10 protein-coding genes are annotated in these 18,135 nt (G+C 68.5%); 3 read left to right on the forward strand and 7 right to left on the reverse strand.

Annotation, left to right across the window (positions count from 1 at the left end):
* Positions 1 to 34: 34 nt before the first annotated feature.
* The gene (locus tag Mal64_RS06705; RefSeq protein ID WP_146398285.1) at positions 35 to 820 is read right to left on the reverse strand and encodes a methyltransferase domain-containing protein; all 786 of its coding nucleotides are present in this window, start codon (positions 818 to 820) and stop codon (positions 35 to 37) included.
* Between the two features lie 205 nt (positions 821 to 1,025).
* On the opposite strand from Mal64_RS06705, the gene Mal64_RS06710 reads away from it, so the two are divergent.
* Positions 1,026 to 1,532, forward strand: coding sequence for a hypothetical protein (locus Mal64_RS06710; RefSeq protein WP_146398287.1), 507 nt, complete (start codon positions 1,026 to 1,028; stop codon positions 1,530 to 1,532).
* Positions 1,533 to 1,622: 90 nt separating this feature from the next.
* Here the strand turns inward: Mal64_RS06710 and Mal64_RS06715 are convergent, their stop codons facing one another.
* The 6 genes from Mal64_RS06715 to Mal64_RS06740 form a co-directional block, all read right to left on the reverse strand.
* Complete coding sequence (locus tag Mal64_RS06715; protein WP_146398289.1) at positions 1,623 to 2,981, reverse strand: YcjF family protein; 1,359 nt, start codon at positions 2,979 to 2,981, stop codon at positions 1,623 to 1,625.
* 119 nt (positions 2,982 to 3,100) lie between these two features.
* A complete protein-coding gene (locus Mal64_RS06720) occupies positions 3,101 to 4,657 on the reverse strand; it encodes a YcjF family protein (RefSeq protein ID WP_146398291.1) in 1,557 nt (518 codons plus the stop codon).
* Between the two features lie 388 nt (positions 4,658 to 5,045).
* Entirely contained in the window at positions 5,046 to 7,340 is a 2,295-nt protein-coding gene (locus Mal64_RS06725; RefSeq protein WP_146398293.1) for a glutamine amidotransferase, read from the reverse strand.
* A gap of 54 nt (positions 7,341 to 7,394) precedes the next feature.
* Entirely contained in the window at positions 7,395 to 9,569 is a 2,175-nt protein-coding gene (locus tag Mal64_RS06730; RefSeq protein ID WP_146398295.1) for a BatA domain-containing protein, read from the reverse strand.
* A gap of 53 nt (positions 9,570 to 9,622) precedes the next feature.
* Positions 9,623 to 10,528: a DUF58 domain-containing protein gene (locus tag Mal64_RS06735; RefSeq protein WP_231993599.1), complete on the reverse strand. Its 906-nt coding sequence runs from the start codon at positions 10,526 to 10,528 to the stop codon at positions 9,623 to 9,625.
* Positions 10,529 to 10,847: 319 nt separating this feature from the next.
* Positions 10,848 to 11,837: an AAA family ATPase gene (locus Mal64_RS06740; RefSeq protein WP_146398787.1), complete on the reverse strand. Its 990-nt coding sequence runs from the start codon at positions 11,835 to 11,837 to the stop codon at positions 10,848 to 10,850.
* 245 nt (positions 11,838 to 12,082) lie between these two features.
* Here Mal64_RS06740 and Mal64_RS06745 point away from each other — a divergent pair, with 245 nt between their 5' ends.
* Positions 12,083 to 14,455 (forward strand): DUF4159 domain-containing protein, encoded by a 2,373-nt coding sequence (locus Mal64_RS06745; RefSeq protein WP_146398297.1) that lies wholly within the window; start codon positions 12,083 to 12,085, stop codon positions 14,453 to 14,455.
* 443 nt (positions 14,456 to 14,898) lie between these two features.
* Positions 14,899 to 18,075 (forward strand): hypothetical protein, encoded by a 3,177-nt coding sequence (locus tag Mal64_RS06750; protein ID WP_146398298.1) that lies wholly within the window; start codon positions 14,899 to 14,901, stop codon positions 18,073 to 18,075.
* Positions 18,076 to 18,135 lie beyond the last annotated feature (60 nt).

The raw sequence follows: 18,135 nt of genomic DNA on the forward strand, positions 1-18,135 counted from the left end.
AGTTCCCCCGCGGCGTTCCATCGGCGGGGTCGCTTTATTGTTTTTTGAGGATGAAAACCACATCCTCGGTTTCCGGATCGACCGAGACCGGCTTATCGATATCGTACGCAAAATCGTAAGTCGCCACCGCCTCGAGCGCCGGGACTTTGGCTATTAAATCGGCCATTTGGCGGGCCGTGTAAGTCCGAAAGTCGATCGTGCTTAACAGTTGGCGGGTCGAGGTCGGCGTGTAAACGTCAAAACTCATGCCAACGGTCTCCCGGCGGCGCCGGCGGTCGAGGTCGATGCTCCACATCCGCGAGAGCACGCTAAGCTGCCCGCGGCGGGCGGCCCACGATTCCTCGTCCGACTCGGGGGGGCCGGCCGTGGGGGTCAGGTGCAGCCCCAGCACGTAAATGCCCCCCCGGCGGAGCCCCGCGGCCACACACCCCAGGTGGGCGACCGCCTGGGCCTCGGTCCCGAGGTGGCGGAAGCTGTTGATCGTGTTGAACATGGCGCACGCCTTGCGCTTTAGGCGGAAATCGCACATGTCGCCCACCTCGGCCGACTCGGCCAGCTGGTGGCGTCGCAGCCTAGCGTTGCAGAAGTCGATCGCCTTGGCGTTCAGGTCGTTGCCGGCGACCTCGTACCCGGCCCGGCCGAACCGCATCAGCAGCCGCCCCGTGCCGCAGGCCGGCTCGAACAGCCGCTTGACCCGCCCCCGGGCGTGCTTGGCGAAGCACTCTTCAAGGAAGTCGAATTCCGCCTTCCAGTCGGAACCGAACACCAAGTCGTAGTACTTCGGGTAGTCGTACAGGGAGCCTTCGAGCTTGTCGGGCATGCGGCGTCGGGTGTGGGGGCTGATGGCGCGGAGGGTTTCGGCCCAGAATACGGCCTAAGCTAGCCTCTGGCGAGCCGGTCCGCCTACGGCGGGTGAGACGCCGGAGCTCTTTGCGCTGGGATCGCTTACGATTGCTGCTTACGACTCCGGCGGCTGATCCGCCGTAGGCGGACCGGCTCGCTAACTTTCAGGAAGCCATCAGCTTATGAAGACCGACGACCACGACCTCGAAACCAAGATCGCCGACCAGGTGCGTGTGATGCAAGTCATGACCGCGGCGATGGTGTTCTGCCCTATGGCGCTGGCGATCATCGCCAAGTTCGTCGCCACCGGTGAGGAGGGGCCGCCCAACCCGTTGCTCGTTTCGGTCGGCATGGTGGGGGGCCTCGTGATGCTGTTCTTGCAAGCGATCGTCGGTCGCCTGGTGACCGCGCACGGGATCAAAACGATGGCCGACCGGGCGCGTGACGAGCCCGAGGCGCTGGCCGGCGCCTACCAGGCCGGCATGATCATCTCGCTCGCCTTTCTCGAAGGCGCCGCGCTGTTCAACCTCATCCTGTACATGATGGAGCGCTCGCCTTACAACCTCGCGATGGGCGCCATACTCTTCTTGTCGATGGCGATAAAGTTCCCCTTCGCCACGAGGATCGCCGATTGGATCCGCACGCAAGTGAAGCTGATCGAAGAGAAGAAGGCGCTAGGAAGCGAATGACGGAAACCTGTAGGGATCGCCCTCCGCGGCGCTGCGAGCCCCGGCGGACGGGCGTGTACCCGGCGCCTGGAACGCCGCGGAGGGCGTTCCCTACAGGGACTCTTTTTTGCTGGCGTGGCGGTTCGCGCCGAGCTTCGTGCGGATCTCGGTCTTGAGCTTCTCGATGACCGAACGCTTGTCGGTGTGGTCGAGGATGTCGGCCACCACCCGCTTGGCGCCGCCGTCGCCCCAGCTGGCGCCGTTCTCGAAGTAGAACCTCGCCGCCTGGCCCACCAGGTACGACCCGTAGCCCGCCGCGGCGCCCTGCGGCAACGCGGTGAGCGGCGTCACCGAGCCGAACGACACGGCCTTCAGGAGCGAGACGCCGTAGGTCGTGACCGCCTCGGCCAGGACCACCCAGCCGGCCGCCTTGAGGATGGCCAGCGCCAGGTTCTTGGCGTTCGTGGTGGTCATTTCAAGGCCGTAAACGTTGGCCAGGGTGGCGACCATCGCCGCGTCGACCGCCACGCCGCCGGCCACGTCGGCCACGGCGATCGGGTTGAACGCCACGGCTGTCGCCTTGGCGACGGCGAAGGTCCAGATCGTGCGATCGGCGCGCTTCGAGCGCATCTGCACCCGCAGGGCCGCGACGCGGTCGCTGCGGTCGGCGGCGAACAGCGAAGCGGCCAGGGCGACGAGCGCCTTGCCGTCGGCGTCGAGCACCTCGAGGATCCGCTCGCGCAGGGGCTCGACCTTGGGCGCGGGCCGGCGCCACTCGCTGCGTTCGCCGCCGTCGGCTTGCTCAACGAGGTACTCAACCTCGCGCGGGTCGGCCGAGACGTATACGTGGTTCTCTTCGGGCACGAGCCGCGTGACGCGCGGGTCAGCCAGTGACTTCTTGAGGCTCGCCAGCTGGTCGGGCGTGTAGAGGTCGGTCTTGTTGAGCACCAGCAAGATCGGCTTGTGGCAGCCGGCCAGGTCGGCCAGCGCGTTGTGCTCGGTCTCGTTCAGGTCCGAGTCCGTGACAAACAAGATGAGGTCGGCCCGCTCGGCCGCCTCGCTGGCCATCGCCGCCCGGGCGGCGCCGTCGACCTCGTTCAGGCCCGGCGTGTCGACGAGCATGACCTCCGAGTCTTCGAGCCCGGGGAGCCGGTAGCCGGCGCCCCCCCAGTCGAACCGCCAGACATCCTTGGTCCACCCGCCGCGGGCGTTCACCGCGGCCGCCTGCTCGCCCACCAGGGCGTTGATCAGGGCGCTCTTGCCGGTGCTGATCTCGCCGAACACGACGATCTCGACCCGCGCGTGGCGCAGCTTGTCGGCCATCTCGCGCAGCTGCCGGAGCTCGTCGACCAGCGCGTCGCGCTCGCCCGGGTCGCCCCCCTCGATCTGCTCGATCGCGCGTTCCACGGCGCGCTGCGCCGACTGCAAGTCGGCGTCGAGGTCGTCGGTGGGTGATGTGGTGTCGGGCATGAAGTCGGTATTAGTGAAGTAGGCGTCTGTGAGTGGTTTCTGAAATGACTATGACGAAGCCCGAATGACGAAACTATCGGCTTCTCCCAGCACTTTCGTCATTCGTCATTCGGATTTCGTCATTCACCTTCTACGACTTTCTGTCGCCCCAGCCGCACGAGCTTCCTCAGCTCTTCGGGCTTGGTGACGGCGGCCCACTCGTTGCGGGCCAGTTCGGCCAAGCCGCCCGCGGGGGGCTGCATGTCGTTGCGATAGTATTGCTTGAAAATCCGGCCGATCCAGCGGGTGACGAGCGCCTGCACTAAACCTTGCAGCAATCCACCAGCCACCGTGCCGGCGCCCGGAACGGTCTTGAGAAGCGATCCGACGCCCGCCGCCAGGGCGGGCGCGGCGGCCGACGCGCCGAGCATCGCGATCAGGTTCTTGCCCAGCTGGGCGAGCATCTCGGTGACGGTGTTCGTGTCGACCTTCTGCTTGTAAACGCCCGCCAGGTCGAGCACCATTTTGACCGTCACCGCGCTGCCGCCGGCCAGGTCCAACAGCGGGATCGGGTTGACGGCCGACACGCCGGCGGCGACCCACATGTGGCGGTCGATCACCCGGTCGGCCTCTTTGTCGAGCACGGCGAGCACGCGCTCGCGGGCCTCGTCCACCAAGCCGCGCGAACGCATCAGCAGGTTGGCCAGCAGCAGGTCGCCCCCCTCGCGGGCGACGATCGCGGCGATCCGCTCGGCGAGCGGCGAGATGTCGGGCGGCGCCTCGACCTCGTCGTGGGTCTCGACCCCGTCGGGCGAGACGCGCACCACGGGCCGCATCGTCGGCCGCGATCGCACGGCCACGAGGTCGGTCGCCGCGACGAGCCCCTCACACTGCTCGGCGATTTGACCGAGCAGCTCCTCGCGCTGCCGCGAGTCGTACCAGTCCTCCTTGTTCAGGCAGAGCACGATCCGTTTCTCCATCGTGGCGAGCCGCTCCAGCAGGTCGTGCTCGTACGACTTCATCGGCCCGTCGACGACGAACAGCACGAGGTCGGCGTCCTTGGCGGAGAGCGCAGCGGCGGCCGCGCGCCCCTCGCCCTGCACCTCGGCCAGGCCCGGCGTGTCGATGAGCGTCACGCTGTCGTCGTCGGGCCAAGGGACGCGGCTCTCGGTCGTCGTGGTGCCGCCGACCACGTCGCTGCGGAACGCCTCGCGGCCCGCCAGCGCGTTGAGCAGCGACGACTTGCCGCTGGAGATCGTGCCAAACGCCACGACCTCGAGCGAGCGCGTCTCGCGTTTCTCTTCGAGCTCGCGGATCGAGCGTTCGATCTCGGAACGCAACATCGGGTTGACGGCGCCCTCGGCGGCGTACTCGCGCCCGGCCGACAGGTTGTCGCCCAGCTCGGCGGCGCGTTGGTTGCGCGAGAGTTGGCTCGGGTCGCGCGAGCGACGGTCGTCGGCGACACGGCGACTGCGGGTGTTGCGCCATAAACGCCAAGCGCCCCACACCACGAGGCCCGTGAGCAGCAGAGCGCCCGCCGTCACCACGCCCAGGTACAACCAGCTCACCGTGGGGCTGATCTCCATGGCGGCGTTGTACTGCGCGATGACCTTCGGAGGCACGGTGACGAGCGCATAGCCGATCGCCACGAGAGCGACGATGGTCAGCAGTCCGGTGGTCTTGGGTCGGCGAAGCATACTGCGGTTAGCTCTTAGCGGTTAATCGTTAGCCACCGTGCCGCCCATCTTAGAGCGGTTTGCTCATTGGTGTAGACGCTCGGCTCGCGATCGGCGTCATGGCTTCGTCAGCCTGCATCGACAATGCACCGCATTGCCTGCTTCGGCTTCCTCGCCACGCCGCCAATCGCTTCCCCGCTCGTCCACACCAATTCGAATACCGCTCTAGCCGCTGGCGGGGTTCTTCGTACGGGCTTGAAATCTGACCGGATCAACAAGACTGGCGGGATGGCTGGGAGCAAATGATCCTGTCGATCTAGTCTAACGTTTTTTCCTTGGCGTCCTTGGCGACTTGGCGGTTGCCCCGTTCGTCGTTCGCCAGCCAAGCATGAATCTTGCCGCGCATCTCCTACACCAGCCCCCAGCGTTTGCGCAGCCACCATTCGGTTGTCAGCAACCCCACGAACAGCAGCAGGAACGGCCAGGTGTCCCAGTAGGTGACGCGCGCGATGACCTCCTGCTTGCGCATCGGCTCCTCCTCGGCCAGCTCGGCCAACAACGCGGGCAATTCCTCAGGCGCGAGCGCCCGGCCCCCCGCCTCGCGGGTGGCGTCGGCCAGTTGGGCCATGATTTGCGGCTCGGCCGAGGGGCGGTCGAGCTCCAGATCGTGGTCGGGCGCCAAGAACCGCGCCCGTGCGGAGCCGAGCGTCTCGCCGTCGGCCGTGGCGGTGAGCTCGACCGTGTAGTCACCGGCCGCGGTGATGTTGCGGAACACGGCCGTGGAGCGCGCCGCCCCGCCCGGCGCCGGGGCGACGTGCTTCAAGCCGTTCGGGTCGGTCACCACCACGCGGTACTCGACGCCGGCCAGGTCGAGGGCGCCGCTCTCAAGCCGTGGGTCGTTCACGCCGACGGTCATCTCGAGCGAGGCGCCGCGCTGCGCCCGCCGCGAGGCGAGCTCGACGTAAACCGGGTTGCGGCGGGTGTCGTCCCGCTTGGCGAGCCACAGCACCGCCTGGCGCCAGAAACGGCGGTGCTCCTCGGCGCGCCCCTCCATGCGCCACCGCCAAGTCATGTCGATCGCCAGCGCCATCGTCCGCCCCAGCCCCGCCTGGCCGACCACGAGCAGCGGCTGCGGAGCGCCGGGCGGCGCCGTTGCGGCGATCACCTGAGCGCTGCGTTTCACGTTGTCGACGCCGAGCCGGTTGGCGCCGGACAACGGCGGCATGCCGCGCCACGCCGACGCCACTCCCTGCGACGGATCGATCTGCAAGATCGGGTGCCTCACGCCCAGCGGCTCGGTCGGCGTCATCCACACCGGCCCCGGCAGGTGGACGTCTTCGCGCAGCGGCTGGCCGAAGCCTTGCCGCTCGGCCCGGCCGATCATCACCGGCAGCACCTCGGCGACCGGCGTCCCGCGGTAGCCGCCCGGCCCGAAGCTGTGCTTGCCGCCGAGCATCGCCAGCCCCGCGCCGCCCCGCACGGCGTTGGCGATCGACTCCCAGGTGCGTGTGTTCAGCGCTTCGGCGTCGAGGTTGTCGAGCAGCACCACGTCGAACTCCCCAGGCCGCAGGCTCTCGGCCAGGTCGCGTCGCGGCTGGCGGTAGTCGAACACGGTGCGGGAGAGCGCGATGTCGGGCGAGGCGGAGAGCGCCGCGCGGACGAACCGCTGCTCGACGCCCGGGGCGCCGGCCACGCGCTGCGCGCCGACCAACTGCCGCACCCGCACGCCGCCGTCGCGGACCGTGACGAAGGTGCTCGCCTCGTTGTTTCCGGTAACGGTCTCGCCCTCCTGCGACTCGGCCCGCAGGGTGACCTTCCACTCGCCCGGCTCGGTGGGGGCGTGGCGGAGCACGACGGGCAGCGCCACCCCGCCGCCGTCGGCGGTGAGGCTCACCGCGTCGACCGCCGCCATCTCGCCCTCGGCGTTCTCCCACAAGAGCTGCACCCGGACCGGTCGGTTGGGGTAGCCCTCGATGCGCACCAGCCCCCCCACGTCGAGCGGCGCCTTGGCGTAGGCGGTCGAGCTGACCGAGAGGTCATCGACCGCCACGTCGGCCCGCTCGCCGGTGGCGCGGGCGCCGAACGTCAGCGCGTACAGCGGGGCCGCTTCGGCCGCCAAGCGGCGGGCGGCGTCGCTGGGGGGCGCGTCGCGCGGCGGCGTGGCCCGCTGGGCCCCGTCGCTCAGCACGACCACGCCCAACAGACGCTGCGCCCCCTCGCGCTCGACCAACTCGCTGAGCGACGCGCCGAGCGTCGTCTCCTCGCCGTCCGGCGTGCTCGGCAGCGCGATGCGGCCACCCGATATCGGCAGCGGGGCGAGCGACTTGTCGAAGCGGTAAGCCCTGAGGTCGTGTTTCTCCGCGATCGCGGCGAGCGAGCGCTCGCTCGCCGCAAGCGAGTCGGCGACGTTGCGCCAACGCGACGCGCCGGCCAGGCCGTCTTCCACGGTCATGCTGCGCGACGAGTCGAGGAGCATCAGCAGCAACGAGCGGACCTCTTCGCTCTTGGTGTAGACGAGCGTCGGCCTCGCCATCGCGACGAGCAGCAGCAGCGTGGTCGCCACCCGCAGCGCGCCGAGCGTGGCCTTGCGACGCGGCGTGAGCCCTCCGCCCCGCGGCCCCAACACCCACGGCGCAACGAGCAAGAGACTCGTGACCAAAGTCACGGTCCAGTCGCCGCCGAGGGGATGGAAAACCCACTGCATGGAGGGAAGGGGTTAGGGGCTAGGGGCTAGAAACGGCTCGCCACTGTTGATGGGTCATTGGGATTGGGTGGTTGGGGCCTCGACATAGAATCGGTTCGACAGCAGTTGCTCGGCGGCGAACGCGGCGGCCACCAGGGCGATGAGCCAAGGGTAGAGTTCTCGGCCCGGTTGGCCGAGGTCGATGCTGCGCGTCAGGTCGTCGCGGTTGCGGACGAGCCGCACCCGGTCGGCGCCACCCAGCTGCTCGGCGATTTGCTCGAACGGCGCCCGGTCGAGTTCGCCAAATGCCGGGTCGAGGTTCACCGAGAACGCCGCCTCGTAGCGGTTGCTCGTCCCGCCGGCCGTCACGCGGTAAGGCCCCGGCTCGTCGGTCGCCGACACGCTCAGCTCGGCGGCCCCCGGGGGAACGGGCAGCCGCAGGGCGCCTTCGTCGGGGGTCATCAGCACCACGCCTTCGAGCGTCTCGCCCACCGGCAGCGGCGCCACGGCCGTCTCGCCCGCTCGGTAGTTGAGCGGCGCGGACGTTTGGTCGCACAGCGTGTCGGCCACGCCGTTCGCCAGCAGCAGAAACGGCCACGGGTCTTCGCCGGTCGGCAGCAGGTTCCACGGCTCGGGCCGGCTGAGCGGGTCGGACCACGGCGTGGTGGAGAGCAGCACCCGGCCGCGACCCAGCGGGCGGTCGACGAGCGCGGCGTCGCCGTTGGCGTAGCGAGCGGCGGTCACGGCGTCGTCGCGGGCGTTCTCCAACTCCCAGTAGGTCAGCACCGGGAAGGCGGCCCACGGCACGTCCTCGGCGAACTCCGAGAGTTCCGCCAGCACCGGGTGGCCGTAATCGGTCGGCAGCAGGTAGGTCTCTTCACGCGACCGCCACTTCAGCGCGGCGGGCAGCAGCACCTGGGCGTCGGGCGAGTTCATCGCGTCGAGCACGGCGTTGCGGCCGAGCATGACGCCGACGCCCCCGCCGCGCGTCGCGAAGTCGACCAGCGAGCGCCAGGCCTCGATCGCCAGCGGCGGCGGGTCGAGCAGCATCACCGCCTGATACTGGTCCAGGTCGGTCGAGGCGAGCTCGCGCGGCGGACGCACCTCGCAGCGGTACCGCGACGCGAAACCGGCGCCGAGCGTGGCGGGCGCGATCGCCTCGCGCACGAACGCCGCGTCGCCCTCGGGCGCGGCGACCAGCAGCACGCTCTTGGGCGCCCCCACCTCGACGGTGAAGTGGCGGCGGTCGTCGCTCGCCAGGGGGTCGCTGCCGGTGATTTGCACAAAGCCTTGGTGCAGGCCCCGCGCGAGGCCGGTGAGCGCGAACGTGAGCTCGCCACTCGCCGGCAGCGGACGCTCGTCACGTTTAACGAACTCCTCGCCGCTGCGCAGCCAGAGCTGCGCCACGCCGGTCGACGGCGTGTCGCCTAAGCGGCGGACCTCCGCGCGCAGCTCGAGCGGGTCGCCCTCCACCAGACGGCTGCGGCTCAGCCGCAAGGCGCCGAGCCCCACGTTCACCGGCTCTTCGACGCCGACGTCGATCAGGTAGAGCGTCGCCCCCGGGCGGCTCTCCAGCTGGTCGGCCACGGCCGAGCGGGTCGCCTCGTTCCAGGCGCCGCTCGAGAAGTCGGTGAACAGGTAGATGTCTTGCCGCCGCTCGGGCGGCCGCTCGCCACCGGCCGACGCCTCGCCATTGATCCGCTCCAAGGCCTCGGCCACGGCCGCCTCGAGCGGCCTGGGGTGGCTGTCGACGCGGAGCCGCTCGACGCGCAGCCGGGCGGCGTCGCGGTCGGCCGCCTTGCTGCGGAAACCGGCCGAGCGGTCGACCACCTCGAAGGTGCTGTCGGCGGGCGTCTGCTCCAAGAGCCACAGCGCGGTCTCCTTCGCCGCGGCGAGCCTCGTTTGGTTGCGGTCGGTGTATTGGCTGTTCGGCGCGTTGTCGAACACCAAGGCGGCCGAGAGCGCGGCGTCGATCGCCCCGCGGCCCCCCGCCCCGCCCCACAAGCCCGAGCCGCTCAGCACCGGCCGCGCGAGCGCGAAGGCCAGCAGCGCGATCGCCAAGCACCGCAGCACCAGCAGCAGCCAATGCCGCAGCTGCATGCGCGTCTGGTTCGCGCTCTGCCGGCTCTTGACGAACCGGAGCGCCGGAAACTTCAGCCGCTGCGGTTCGCGGCGCATCACCAGGTGCAAGACGATCGGCGCTGCGATGAGCAGGGCGCCGGCTAGCAGGGCTGGGGTGAGGAAAGACATGTGGGCAGCGGAGGTGTTGTTGTGTAATTCCCTCCCCCTGGTGGGGAGGGGAACTACGCTCGATGCTTCCTGGTCACCAGGTACTCCGTCAGCGCCCGATCGAACGGCATGCTCGTGTCGAGCGGCACGTAGTCGATGCCGCTCTGGAAACACTCTTGGCGGTAGGTCTCACGGAACGACTCGACCTCGGCGAGGTAGTCGGTGCGGAAGCCGTCGGCGTCGATCTCGAGCTTTTCTTTCGACTCGGGGTCTTCGAGCTCCACCAAGCCGGTGAAGGGGAACGCCACCTCGGCTTCATCGAGCACGTGGAACAAGATCACGTCGTGACCGCCATGCCGCAGGCGGCGGAGCGCGGGGATCACGCCCCCCTCGCCTTCCGCATCGGCGAGCAAGTCGCTGAAGACCATCACCAGGCTCGAATGCTTGAGCATCGCGGCGAGCTGGATCAGGCTCGCGCCGATGTCGGTCTTGCCCTCGGGCTTGAGGTTGGCCAAGAGCGACAAGATCGTGCCGATCTGGGTCCGCTTGCTCTTGGGCGGCAGCGACTGCCGGATCCGCTCGCCGAACGTCACGAGCCCCACCGGGTCTTGCTGGCCGATCATCAGGTAGGTGAGCGCGGCGGCCAAGCAGATCGAGTAGTCGAACTTGGTGAGCTCCTGCCGGTACGTGTAGGCCATCGACTCGCTGAGGTCCATCGCCAGGTAGCCGGTGATGTTGGTCTCGGCCTCAAACTTCTTGACGTAGTAGCGGTCGGTCTTGGCGTAGGCGAGCCAATCGATGTCCTTCGGGTCGTCGCCGTGCGTGTACTTGCGGTGCTCGGAGAACTCGACCGAGAACCCGTGGAACGGGCTGGCGTGCAGCCCCTGCATGAACCCTTTGACGATGAACTGAGCGCGCAGGTCGAGCCGCTTGATCTGCTGGATCACTTCCGGCTTGAGATAGGACTCGGCGGCGGGCACAGGCGGGAGGGGCTAGGGGCTAGGGAGTAGCCGAGGACCTACGGTCGTCGGAGGGATTCACCACAGAGGCACAGAGGGCACGGAGACGGACGAAGATTGGGACGCGGATGCACGCGGATTGGGCGGATCGACGAGGATGATAGAAGACTACAACTACTTAACGGGAGCTAATCTGACGGGTGGAAATCGGTTGTACCCAATCGAAGGACATTGGAATTCAGTGATCTGATGAAATCGATCTCCCGTAATCCGCGTTTATCCGCTCGATCTGCGTCCATCCGCGTCCCATTTTTTTCTGTCCGTCTCTGTGCCTCTGTGGTTAATTCGAGAACTTCGGAATCTCCGGCGTCGGCACCTCTTTGAGTAGCCGCTCGATGATGTCCTCGGTCGTTTGCCCCTCGGCTTGGGCTTGGAAGTTGGCGCCGACGCGGTGACGCAGCACCGGCAGCGCGATCTTCTGGATGTCTTCGATCGCCACGCTGAACCGGCCGTCCATCGCGGCGAGCGCTTTGCCGCCGTGGATCAGGTACTGGCCGGCCCGGGGGCCGGCGCCCCAGTCGACGAGTTCTTGAACGAACTTGGGGGCCGAGTCGTCGCGCGGGCGGGTGGCCCGCACCAGCGCGGCGGCGTATTGGATGGCGTACTCGCTCACCGCGACCGAACCGACGAGCTTCTGCACGTTGAGGATCGCTTTGCCGGAGAGGACCTTGTTCACCGTCGGTTTGTCGCCGCGGGTGGTGGCGGCGAGGATCTTCTCCTCTTCGTCCTTGCTCGGGTAGTCGACCTTGATGTTGAACATGAACCGGTCGAGCTGCGCCTCGGGCAGCGGGTAGGTCCCCTCCTGCTCGATCGGGTTCTGCGTGGCGATCGCGAAGAACGGCGACGGCAGGTCGTAGGTCGTTTGGCCCACCGTGACCTGCCGCTCCTGCATCGCCTCCAAGAGCGCGGCCTGGGTCTTGGGCGGGGTGCGGTTGATCTCGTCGGCCAGCAAGATGTTGGTGAAGATCGGCCCCTCGACGAACCGGAACGAGCGCTTGCCCTGCTCGTCCTCGTCCAGCACGTTCGTGCCGGTGATGTCCGAGGGCATCAGGTCGGGGGTGAACTGGATCCGCTTGAACTCGAGGTCCAGGATGCGCGCGAGCGTCGAGACCATCAGCGTCTTGGCCAGCCCCGGCACGCCCTCCAGCAGGCAGTGGCCGCGGGTGAAGATGGCGGCGAAGATCTGCTCGATCACGGCGTCTTGGCCGATGATGACCTTCTGCAGCTCCTCCTGCATCACGAAGCGGTGCTGGCGGAACTCCTGCAGCACGTCGCCGAGGTTGCGCGAAGATTTGGTGGGGGTGCTCAAGGCGTCTGCTCGGTCGGTGCGCGGCGGGGGTCTCAAAAACCCGAGATCGCCCAAAGGAACGGAACGGGTAAACCGGTCGTATGATTCTAAGGGCCACTCCCCGGCGGGCAAACGTGGCGGGTCGCCACGCTTCGCCTTAATGGGCCCCGAGCAAAAGAGTAAGCTACTCGCTTTCCCTCCCAACCAACCATTCTCGGCGGCACGGCATGCGTAAGTCGCAGCGAACGACCTTCGTGACGGTCCTGCTGATCGCGGCGACTTTGTGGGCCCCGCCCGCCCGCGCACAGCGGATGGGGCGGCTCGACGAGGAGCCGCTCGACGCCGCCCGCGTGCTGCTGGCCATCGACCGCGGCGTGGAGTACATCCGCCGCGAGCAAACGCCGCGCGGCTCGTGGCCCGAGCTCACGGGCTACCCCGGCGGAGTGACCTCGCTCTGCACGCTCGCGCTCCTCAGCGCGGGGGTCGAGCCGACCGACCCCTCGATCCGCCGCGCGCTCGACTACCTGCGCTCGATCGAGACGAGCAAGACTTACACCGTGGCGATGCAGACGATGGCGCTCGCCGCAGCCGAGCCGAAACGCGACTTGGTGACGATCCAACGCAACGTCCGCTGGCTCGAAGTCGCCCAGGTCAAGGACGACGCCGAACGGGCCGGCTCGTGGACGTACGACCAGAGCAAGATCGGCCCGGACAACAGCAACACCCAGTTCGCCATGCTCGCCCTCTACGAGGCGCAGCGGGCGGGCGCCCGCGTGCAGCCCGAAACCTGGCGCCGGTCGCTCGCCTACTGGCGCCGCACCCAAAAGCCGAACGGCTCTTGGGGCTACAAGCCGGGCGAGAAGAGCACCGGCAGCATGACCTGCGCCGGCATCGGAGCCGTGACGATCGCCATGCTGGCGGTCGAGGACCTCGACGCCCGGGTGCGGGGCGGCCGCGTCGAGTGCTGCCTGCCGCACGACGACGACGCCACGATCGACCGCGCCGCCAACTGGCTTTCGCGCAACTTCTCCGTGCGTCGCAACCCGGGCGAGACCGTCGGCGAGATGTGGCAGTTCTATTATCTCTACGGCCTGGAGCGCGCCGGCCGGCTCACCAACCAGCGCTTCTTCGGCGAGCACGACTGGTACCGCGAAGGGACCGCCTACTTGGTGAACGCCCAAGACTCGCTGGCGCACTCCTGGACCGGGTCGCTGATCGAGGCGAACTCGGTGGTCGCCTCGTCGTTCGCCCTGCTGTTCCTGTCGAAGGGACGGCGGCCGATCTTGCTGGGCAAGCTCAAACATGGCGCCGACGCGGGTGGCGAATCGGCCTGGAACAGCCACCGGCTCGACGCCGAGCACCTCACCGAGCGCGCCGCCAAGGCGTGGCGGCTGCCGATGACCTGGCAGGTGATCGACGCCCAGGAGGCCGAGGTCGACGACCTGTTGCAGGCCCCCGTGCTCTACGTCAGCGGCAGCCAAGCCGCCGACCTGCTGCCGCACGCCCCGAAGCTACGCGCCTACCTCGACCGCGGCGGCTTCGTGTTCGCCGAGGCGAGCTGCGGCGACCCGAGCGGCTTCCTCCGAGACTTCGAGCGTTTGATCGCCGCGGTGTTCCCCGAGCCGGAGCACCGCCTCGGCGCCGTCGGACCCGGCCACCCGCTCTGGCGGATGGAGCGTGTCGTGCGGCCCGACTCGCCCTACGCCGGGCGGCTGCGGTCGGTCGAGTATGGCTGCCGCACCTGCGTAGTGCTCTGCGAGGAGGACCTGTCGTGCTACTGGGAGCTCGACCGCCCGCAAGGCCTGGCGAGTTACCCGCCGGCCGTGCAGCGGCGTGTGGAAGACGCCGTCGATGTGGGCCTCAACGTGCTGGCCTACGCCACGAACCGCGAGCCGAAGGGCAAGGAGCAGCTGCTCATCGCCCCGGCGGCCAACTTTGCGCTGGAGCGTGAGGGCGAGCGGTTCCTGCTCGAGGTGGCCAAGATCCAGCACGCGGGGGGCTGCAACGACGCCCCCGGCGCGCTGGCCAACCTGCTGCGGGCCGCCTCGCAGGGCGACGCCCGCCTGGCCATCTCGCCCGAGCCGACGCCGCTCGGCCCCGGCGACCCGGAGCTCAAGAAGCACGTGCTGTCGTTCATGCACGGCCGCCGCGATTTCCGCTTCAGCGAGAACGAGCGGCTTGAGCTGAGGGAGTACCTCCAGAACGGCGGCACGCTGCTGGTCGATTCGATCTGCGCGAGCGAGGAGTTCTCCCGCGCGCTGCGGGCGGAGATGCGGGCCATCTTCCCCGATCGATCGTTGCGGCAGCTGCCCGCCGACGACCCGGTCTTCACAACCGCCTTTGGCGGCTACGACGTGCGCCGCGTCGAGCTGCGCGACCCTCAGCCCGGCCGCGCGGACGAGCCGCTAGCGGCGCGCACGCGTCGCGTGGCGCCGCGGTTCGAGGGGATCGAGATCGACGGCCGCTGGGCCGTGCTGTTCTCGCCGTACGACCTGAGCTGCGCCTTGGAGAGCCACGAGGCAATCGAATGCCGCGGCTACCGCAAGCAAGACGCGGCCCGACTAGGCGTGAACGTCCTACTCTACGTCGTGAACCAATAAGGCGATCCGGCGACGCGAGTCGCCGGAGTCCCCACCGCACCGTTGGACAAAAGCCTCACGCGAAGACGCGAAGTCGCAAAGAACAATCGGGATGTGGGAGGCGTCTCCGACGCCGATAGCGGCACGCCAGCCGCTCCTTGCTAGCAGCGATTATCGGCGTCGCAGACGCCTCCCACAGCCTTGTCGCTTTGTCTTGCTTTCTCTTCGCGTCTTTGCGCCTTTGCGTGAGCTCCCTGGCTAGGCCTTCGCGTGAGGGGCTCAGGCGACTCGCGTCGCCGGCTCGCCGAGTGTGCTAGCGTTGCTAAGCTCTTCTCTGGCAACGCTTTCCCGCCGGCGCCAGCGGGGGGAACGCGTCTTGCTCCCCTCGGGGGGCCCTCCTATACTCCGCGCGATTATTTGCCGGGAGGGGTGCGCATGGATCGCGACCCACCACCTCTCGCACGATGCAACGGCCACGGCACGGAAGCCCAATCATCCTCGCTGCGCTACAAAAGCTGCTCGGCGCTACGCTCCTGGCGATGCTCATCGCCTGGGGATCGCTCACGCCGCGCGCGCTGGCCGAGGTCCGCTTCCCGCCGCCCGACCTGGCGGAGCCCGTGGCCATCGAGGCCGCCCGGGCCGAACGCTGGACCGAGGGGGGCCGCACCGCTTGGCGGCTCACCGGTGGGGTGAGGCTCGAGCAAGGCAACACGGTGTGGGCCGCTCCGAGCGCGGTCGTGTGGGTCGACGCCCCCGACTCGTTTGACACACCGACTCGGCTGACGCTGTACCTCGAAGGGACCGACGACAAGCCGGTCCGCCGCGAGCTGCGCACCCGCTACCCCTCCGAAGGTTTCGCCGGGGTCGATGCGCCGCCGATCGCCAGCGAGGAATCGCCCGACTGGTTCGGCAGCCTCGAAAGCATCGGCGGCGTCGACTGGCGCACGCCCCCGCCCGCCGACACCCCCACCGACCCCGGGGGCGTGGTGGCCCGCGGGCGCGTGCGCTTGCTGGCCGAAGCGGGCGCGATGCCGCCGCGCGTCGACACCGCCGTCGAGCGGGCCGGCGCGACCGGCGAGAGCGAGGCCGCCATGCAGCGGGTCACGCCGGTGCAGTTTGGCCAGGTGGCGCCTCCGCCGGCGCCCGCGGCGGCGCTGACCAGCGGCTTCCGCCGCATCCACCTGCACTCGCGCGACGGCGCCGGGCTCAACGCCGAGGGGCTGCAGACGCCCGGCGGCGAGAGCGCGGCGGTGTTCATGGGGGGCATCAACATCGTGGTCGAGGGGATCGAGTCGCCCGAGCTGTCGCAAACGCTCGGCGGGGCCGACAGCGTTGACCTCGAGGCCGACCGGCTCGTGATGTGGACCGCCGGCGCCGACCAGCTGCGCGGCGGCCAGTTCCAGCAGCGCAGCGACACGCCGCTCGAGTTCTACATGGAGGGCAACATCGTCTTCCGCCAAGGCGAGCGGACCATCTACGCCGACCGCATGTACTACGACGCCCGCCGTCAGACGGGCGTCGTGCTGAACGCCGAGATCCTCACGCCGCTGCCCGAGATCGACGACTACCAGTACCGCGGCCTGGTGCGGCTGAAGGCCGCCGCGCTGAGGCAGCTCGACGCCTCGCGGTTCGTGGCGGACGACGCGGTGTTCACCACCAGCCGGCTGGAGAACCCGAGCTACAGCCTGCGCTCCGACCAGATCATGTTCGAGGACTCGCAGCGGCCGTTGATCGACCCGGTCACCGGGCAGCAACGCGTGGATCCTTACACCGGGGCGCCGCAGTTCGCCCACCGCCAGGTCGCCACGAGCGAGGGCAACCGGGTGCTCATCGGGAACACGCCGATCCTGTATTGGCCCACGATCCGCACCGACCTGGAGGAGCCGTCGTTCTATGTGAAGGACTTCCGCGTGCGGAGCGACAGCGTGTTCGGCGTGCAGGTGCTCACCGAGTTCGACGTGCACCAGCTGCTCGGCGCCGAGAAGCCGCCCGGCGCCGACTGGGGGCTCAACCTCGACTACATGAACGAGCGCGGCTTGGGCTACGGCACGAACTACGAGTACCGCGTCGACGAGTTTTCCGGGTTCACCGGCCCGGCCAAGGGCCTGCTCGACGCCTGGGCGATCAACGACGACGGGACCGACAACCTCGGTCTCGGCCGCCGCAACATCGTGCCCGAACGCGGGTTCCGCGGCCGCGGCTTCTGGAACCACAAGCAGCACGTCACCGACGGCCTGCTCCAAGGCTGGGACGCCCAGGCCGAGGTCGGCTACCAAAGCGACCGCACGTTCCTCGAGCAGTACTACGAGCGTGAGTGGGACACGCTCAAAGACCAAACCACCGGCGCCCGATTCAAGCGGCGGCTCGACAACCAGTCGCTCTCGATCGAGGCCAACGTACGCGTCAACGAGTTCTACACCGAGACGCAGTGGCTGCCGCGTTTGGACCACTACCTGATCGGGCAAGACTTGGGCATGGCCACTTGGTTCGCCCACTCGCAGGTTGGCTACGCCAAGTACGACGTGGCGAGTCAGCCGTCGAACGCCACGCTCGCCTCGACGTACAACGTGTTCCCCTGGGAGGGCAAGTTCGAGGGCGAGCGGGCCGTCACGCGGCAAGAGATCGACCTGCCGCTCAACTTCGATCCGGTGAAGGTCGTTCCGTTCTTCTTGGGCGAGGCGGCCCACTGGGGCTCGGACCTCACGCGCAACGACGAGCAGCGTTTGTACCTGCACACCGGCGTGCGGGCGAGCGTGCCGTTCTGGGCCGTGAACCCCGACATCCGCGACCCGCTGTTCAACCTCAACGGCTTAGCCCACAAGGTCGTGCTCGAGGGCGAGATCTCGTACGCCGACGCCACGCGCAACGTCACCGGGCTGCCGCTCTACGACCAACTCGAAGACAACCCGTACGAGGAGATCCGCCGCCGGTTGTTCGGCCTGCCGCTCGCGGCGACCGACGACCCGCGGTTCTACCTCGTGCGGAGCGGCGAGCAGGGCTGGGTCACCTCGCCCGTCACGGAGATCGCCGACGACCTGCAGGTCGCCCGCCTCGGCATGCGCCACCGCCTGCAAACCAAGCGCGGCCCGGCCGGCGCGGAGCACATCGTCGACTGGTTCACGTTCGACTCGAACGCCAGCTTCTACCCCGAGGCAGACCGCGACAACTTCGGCGAGTCGTTCGGCCTGATCGACTACGACATGAAGTGGCACATCGGCGACCGCTTCACGGTGCTCTCGGACGGCTTCACCGATCTGTTCGGCGACGGCCTGCGGACGATCGCGGGCGGTGTGTCGTTCAACCGGCCGTCGAGGGGCAACGTTTACGTGGGCTACCGCTCGATCCGCGGGCCGTTCGATTCCGACCTGCTGATCGCGCGGGTCAACTACCGCACGGGGCCGAAGTGGATCGCCAGCGCCTCGGCGGTGGTCGACTTCGGCGACGCCGGCAACATCGGCCAGAACTTCGCCCTGAGCCGCATCGGCGAGTCGCTGATCGTGACCACCGGCATCTCGGTCGACGAGTCGAAGGGCAACGTGGGGCTCAACTTCATGGTCGAGCCACGCTTCATGCCAAGGCTGAACCTGACGCGGCGCACGGGGATCGACGTGCCGCCCTCGGGGGCCTACGGGCTGGAGTGAGGGGAATTGGTCCCCAATAGCCGGGTCGATTTGACAAAGCCCGCCAGTGTCATACAATTA

The sequence above is a fragment of the Pseudobythopirellula maris genome, from assembly GCF_007859945.1.
Lineage (GTDB): Bacteria > Planctomycetota > Planctomycetia > Pirellulales > Lacipirellulaceae > Pseudobythopirellula > Pseudobythopirellula maris.

What these genes read in the sequence shown, in the direction of transcription:
- Mal64_RS06705 (WP_146398285.1), bottom strand. Translation starts at nt 820, where the DNA reads ATGCCCGACAAGCTCGAAGGCTCCCTGTACGACTACCCGAAGTACTAC.
- Mal64_RS06750 (WP_146398298.1), top strand. Translation starts at nt 14,899, where the DNA reads ATGCAACGGCCACGGCACGGAAGCCCAATCATCCTCGCTGCGCTACAA.
- Mal64_RS06725 (WP_146398293.1), bottom strand. Translation starts at nt 7,340, where the DNA reads ATGCAGTGGGTTTTCCATCCCCTCGGCGGCGACTGGACCGTGACTTTG.
- Mal64_RS06745 (WP_146398297.1), top strand. Translation starts at nt 12,083, where the DNA reads ATGCGTAAGTCGCAGCGAACGACCTTCGTGACGGTCCTGCTGATCGCG.
- Mal64_RS06710 (WP_146398287.1), top strand. Translation starts at nt 1,026, where the DNA reads ATGAAGACCGACGACCACGACCTCGAAACCAAGATCGCCGACCAGGTG.
- Mal64_RS06730 (WP_146398295.1), bottom strand. Translation starts at nt 9,569, where the DNA reads ATGTCTTTCCTCACCCCAGCCCTGCTAGCCGGCGCCCTGCTCATCGCA.
- Mal64_RS06720 (WP_146398291.1), bottom strand. Translation starts at nt 4,657, where the DNA reads ATGCTTCGCCGACCCAAGACCACCGGACTGCTGACCATCGTCGCTCTC.
- Mal64_RS06715 (WP_146398289.1), bottom strand. Translation starts at nt 2,981, where the DNA reads ATGCCCGACACCACATCACCCACCGACGACCTCGACGCCGACTTGCAG.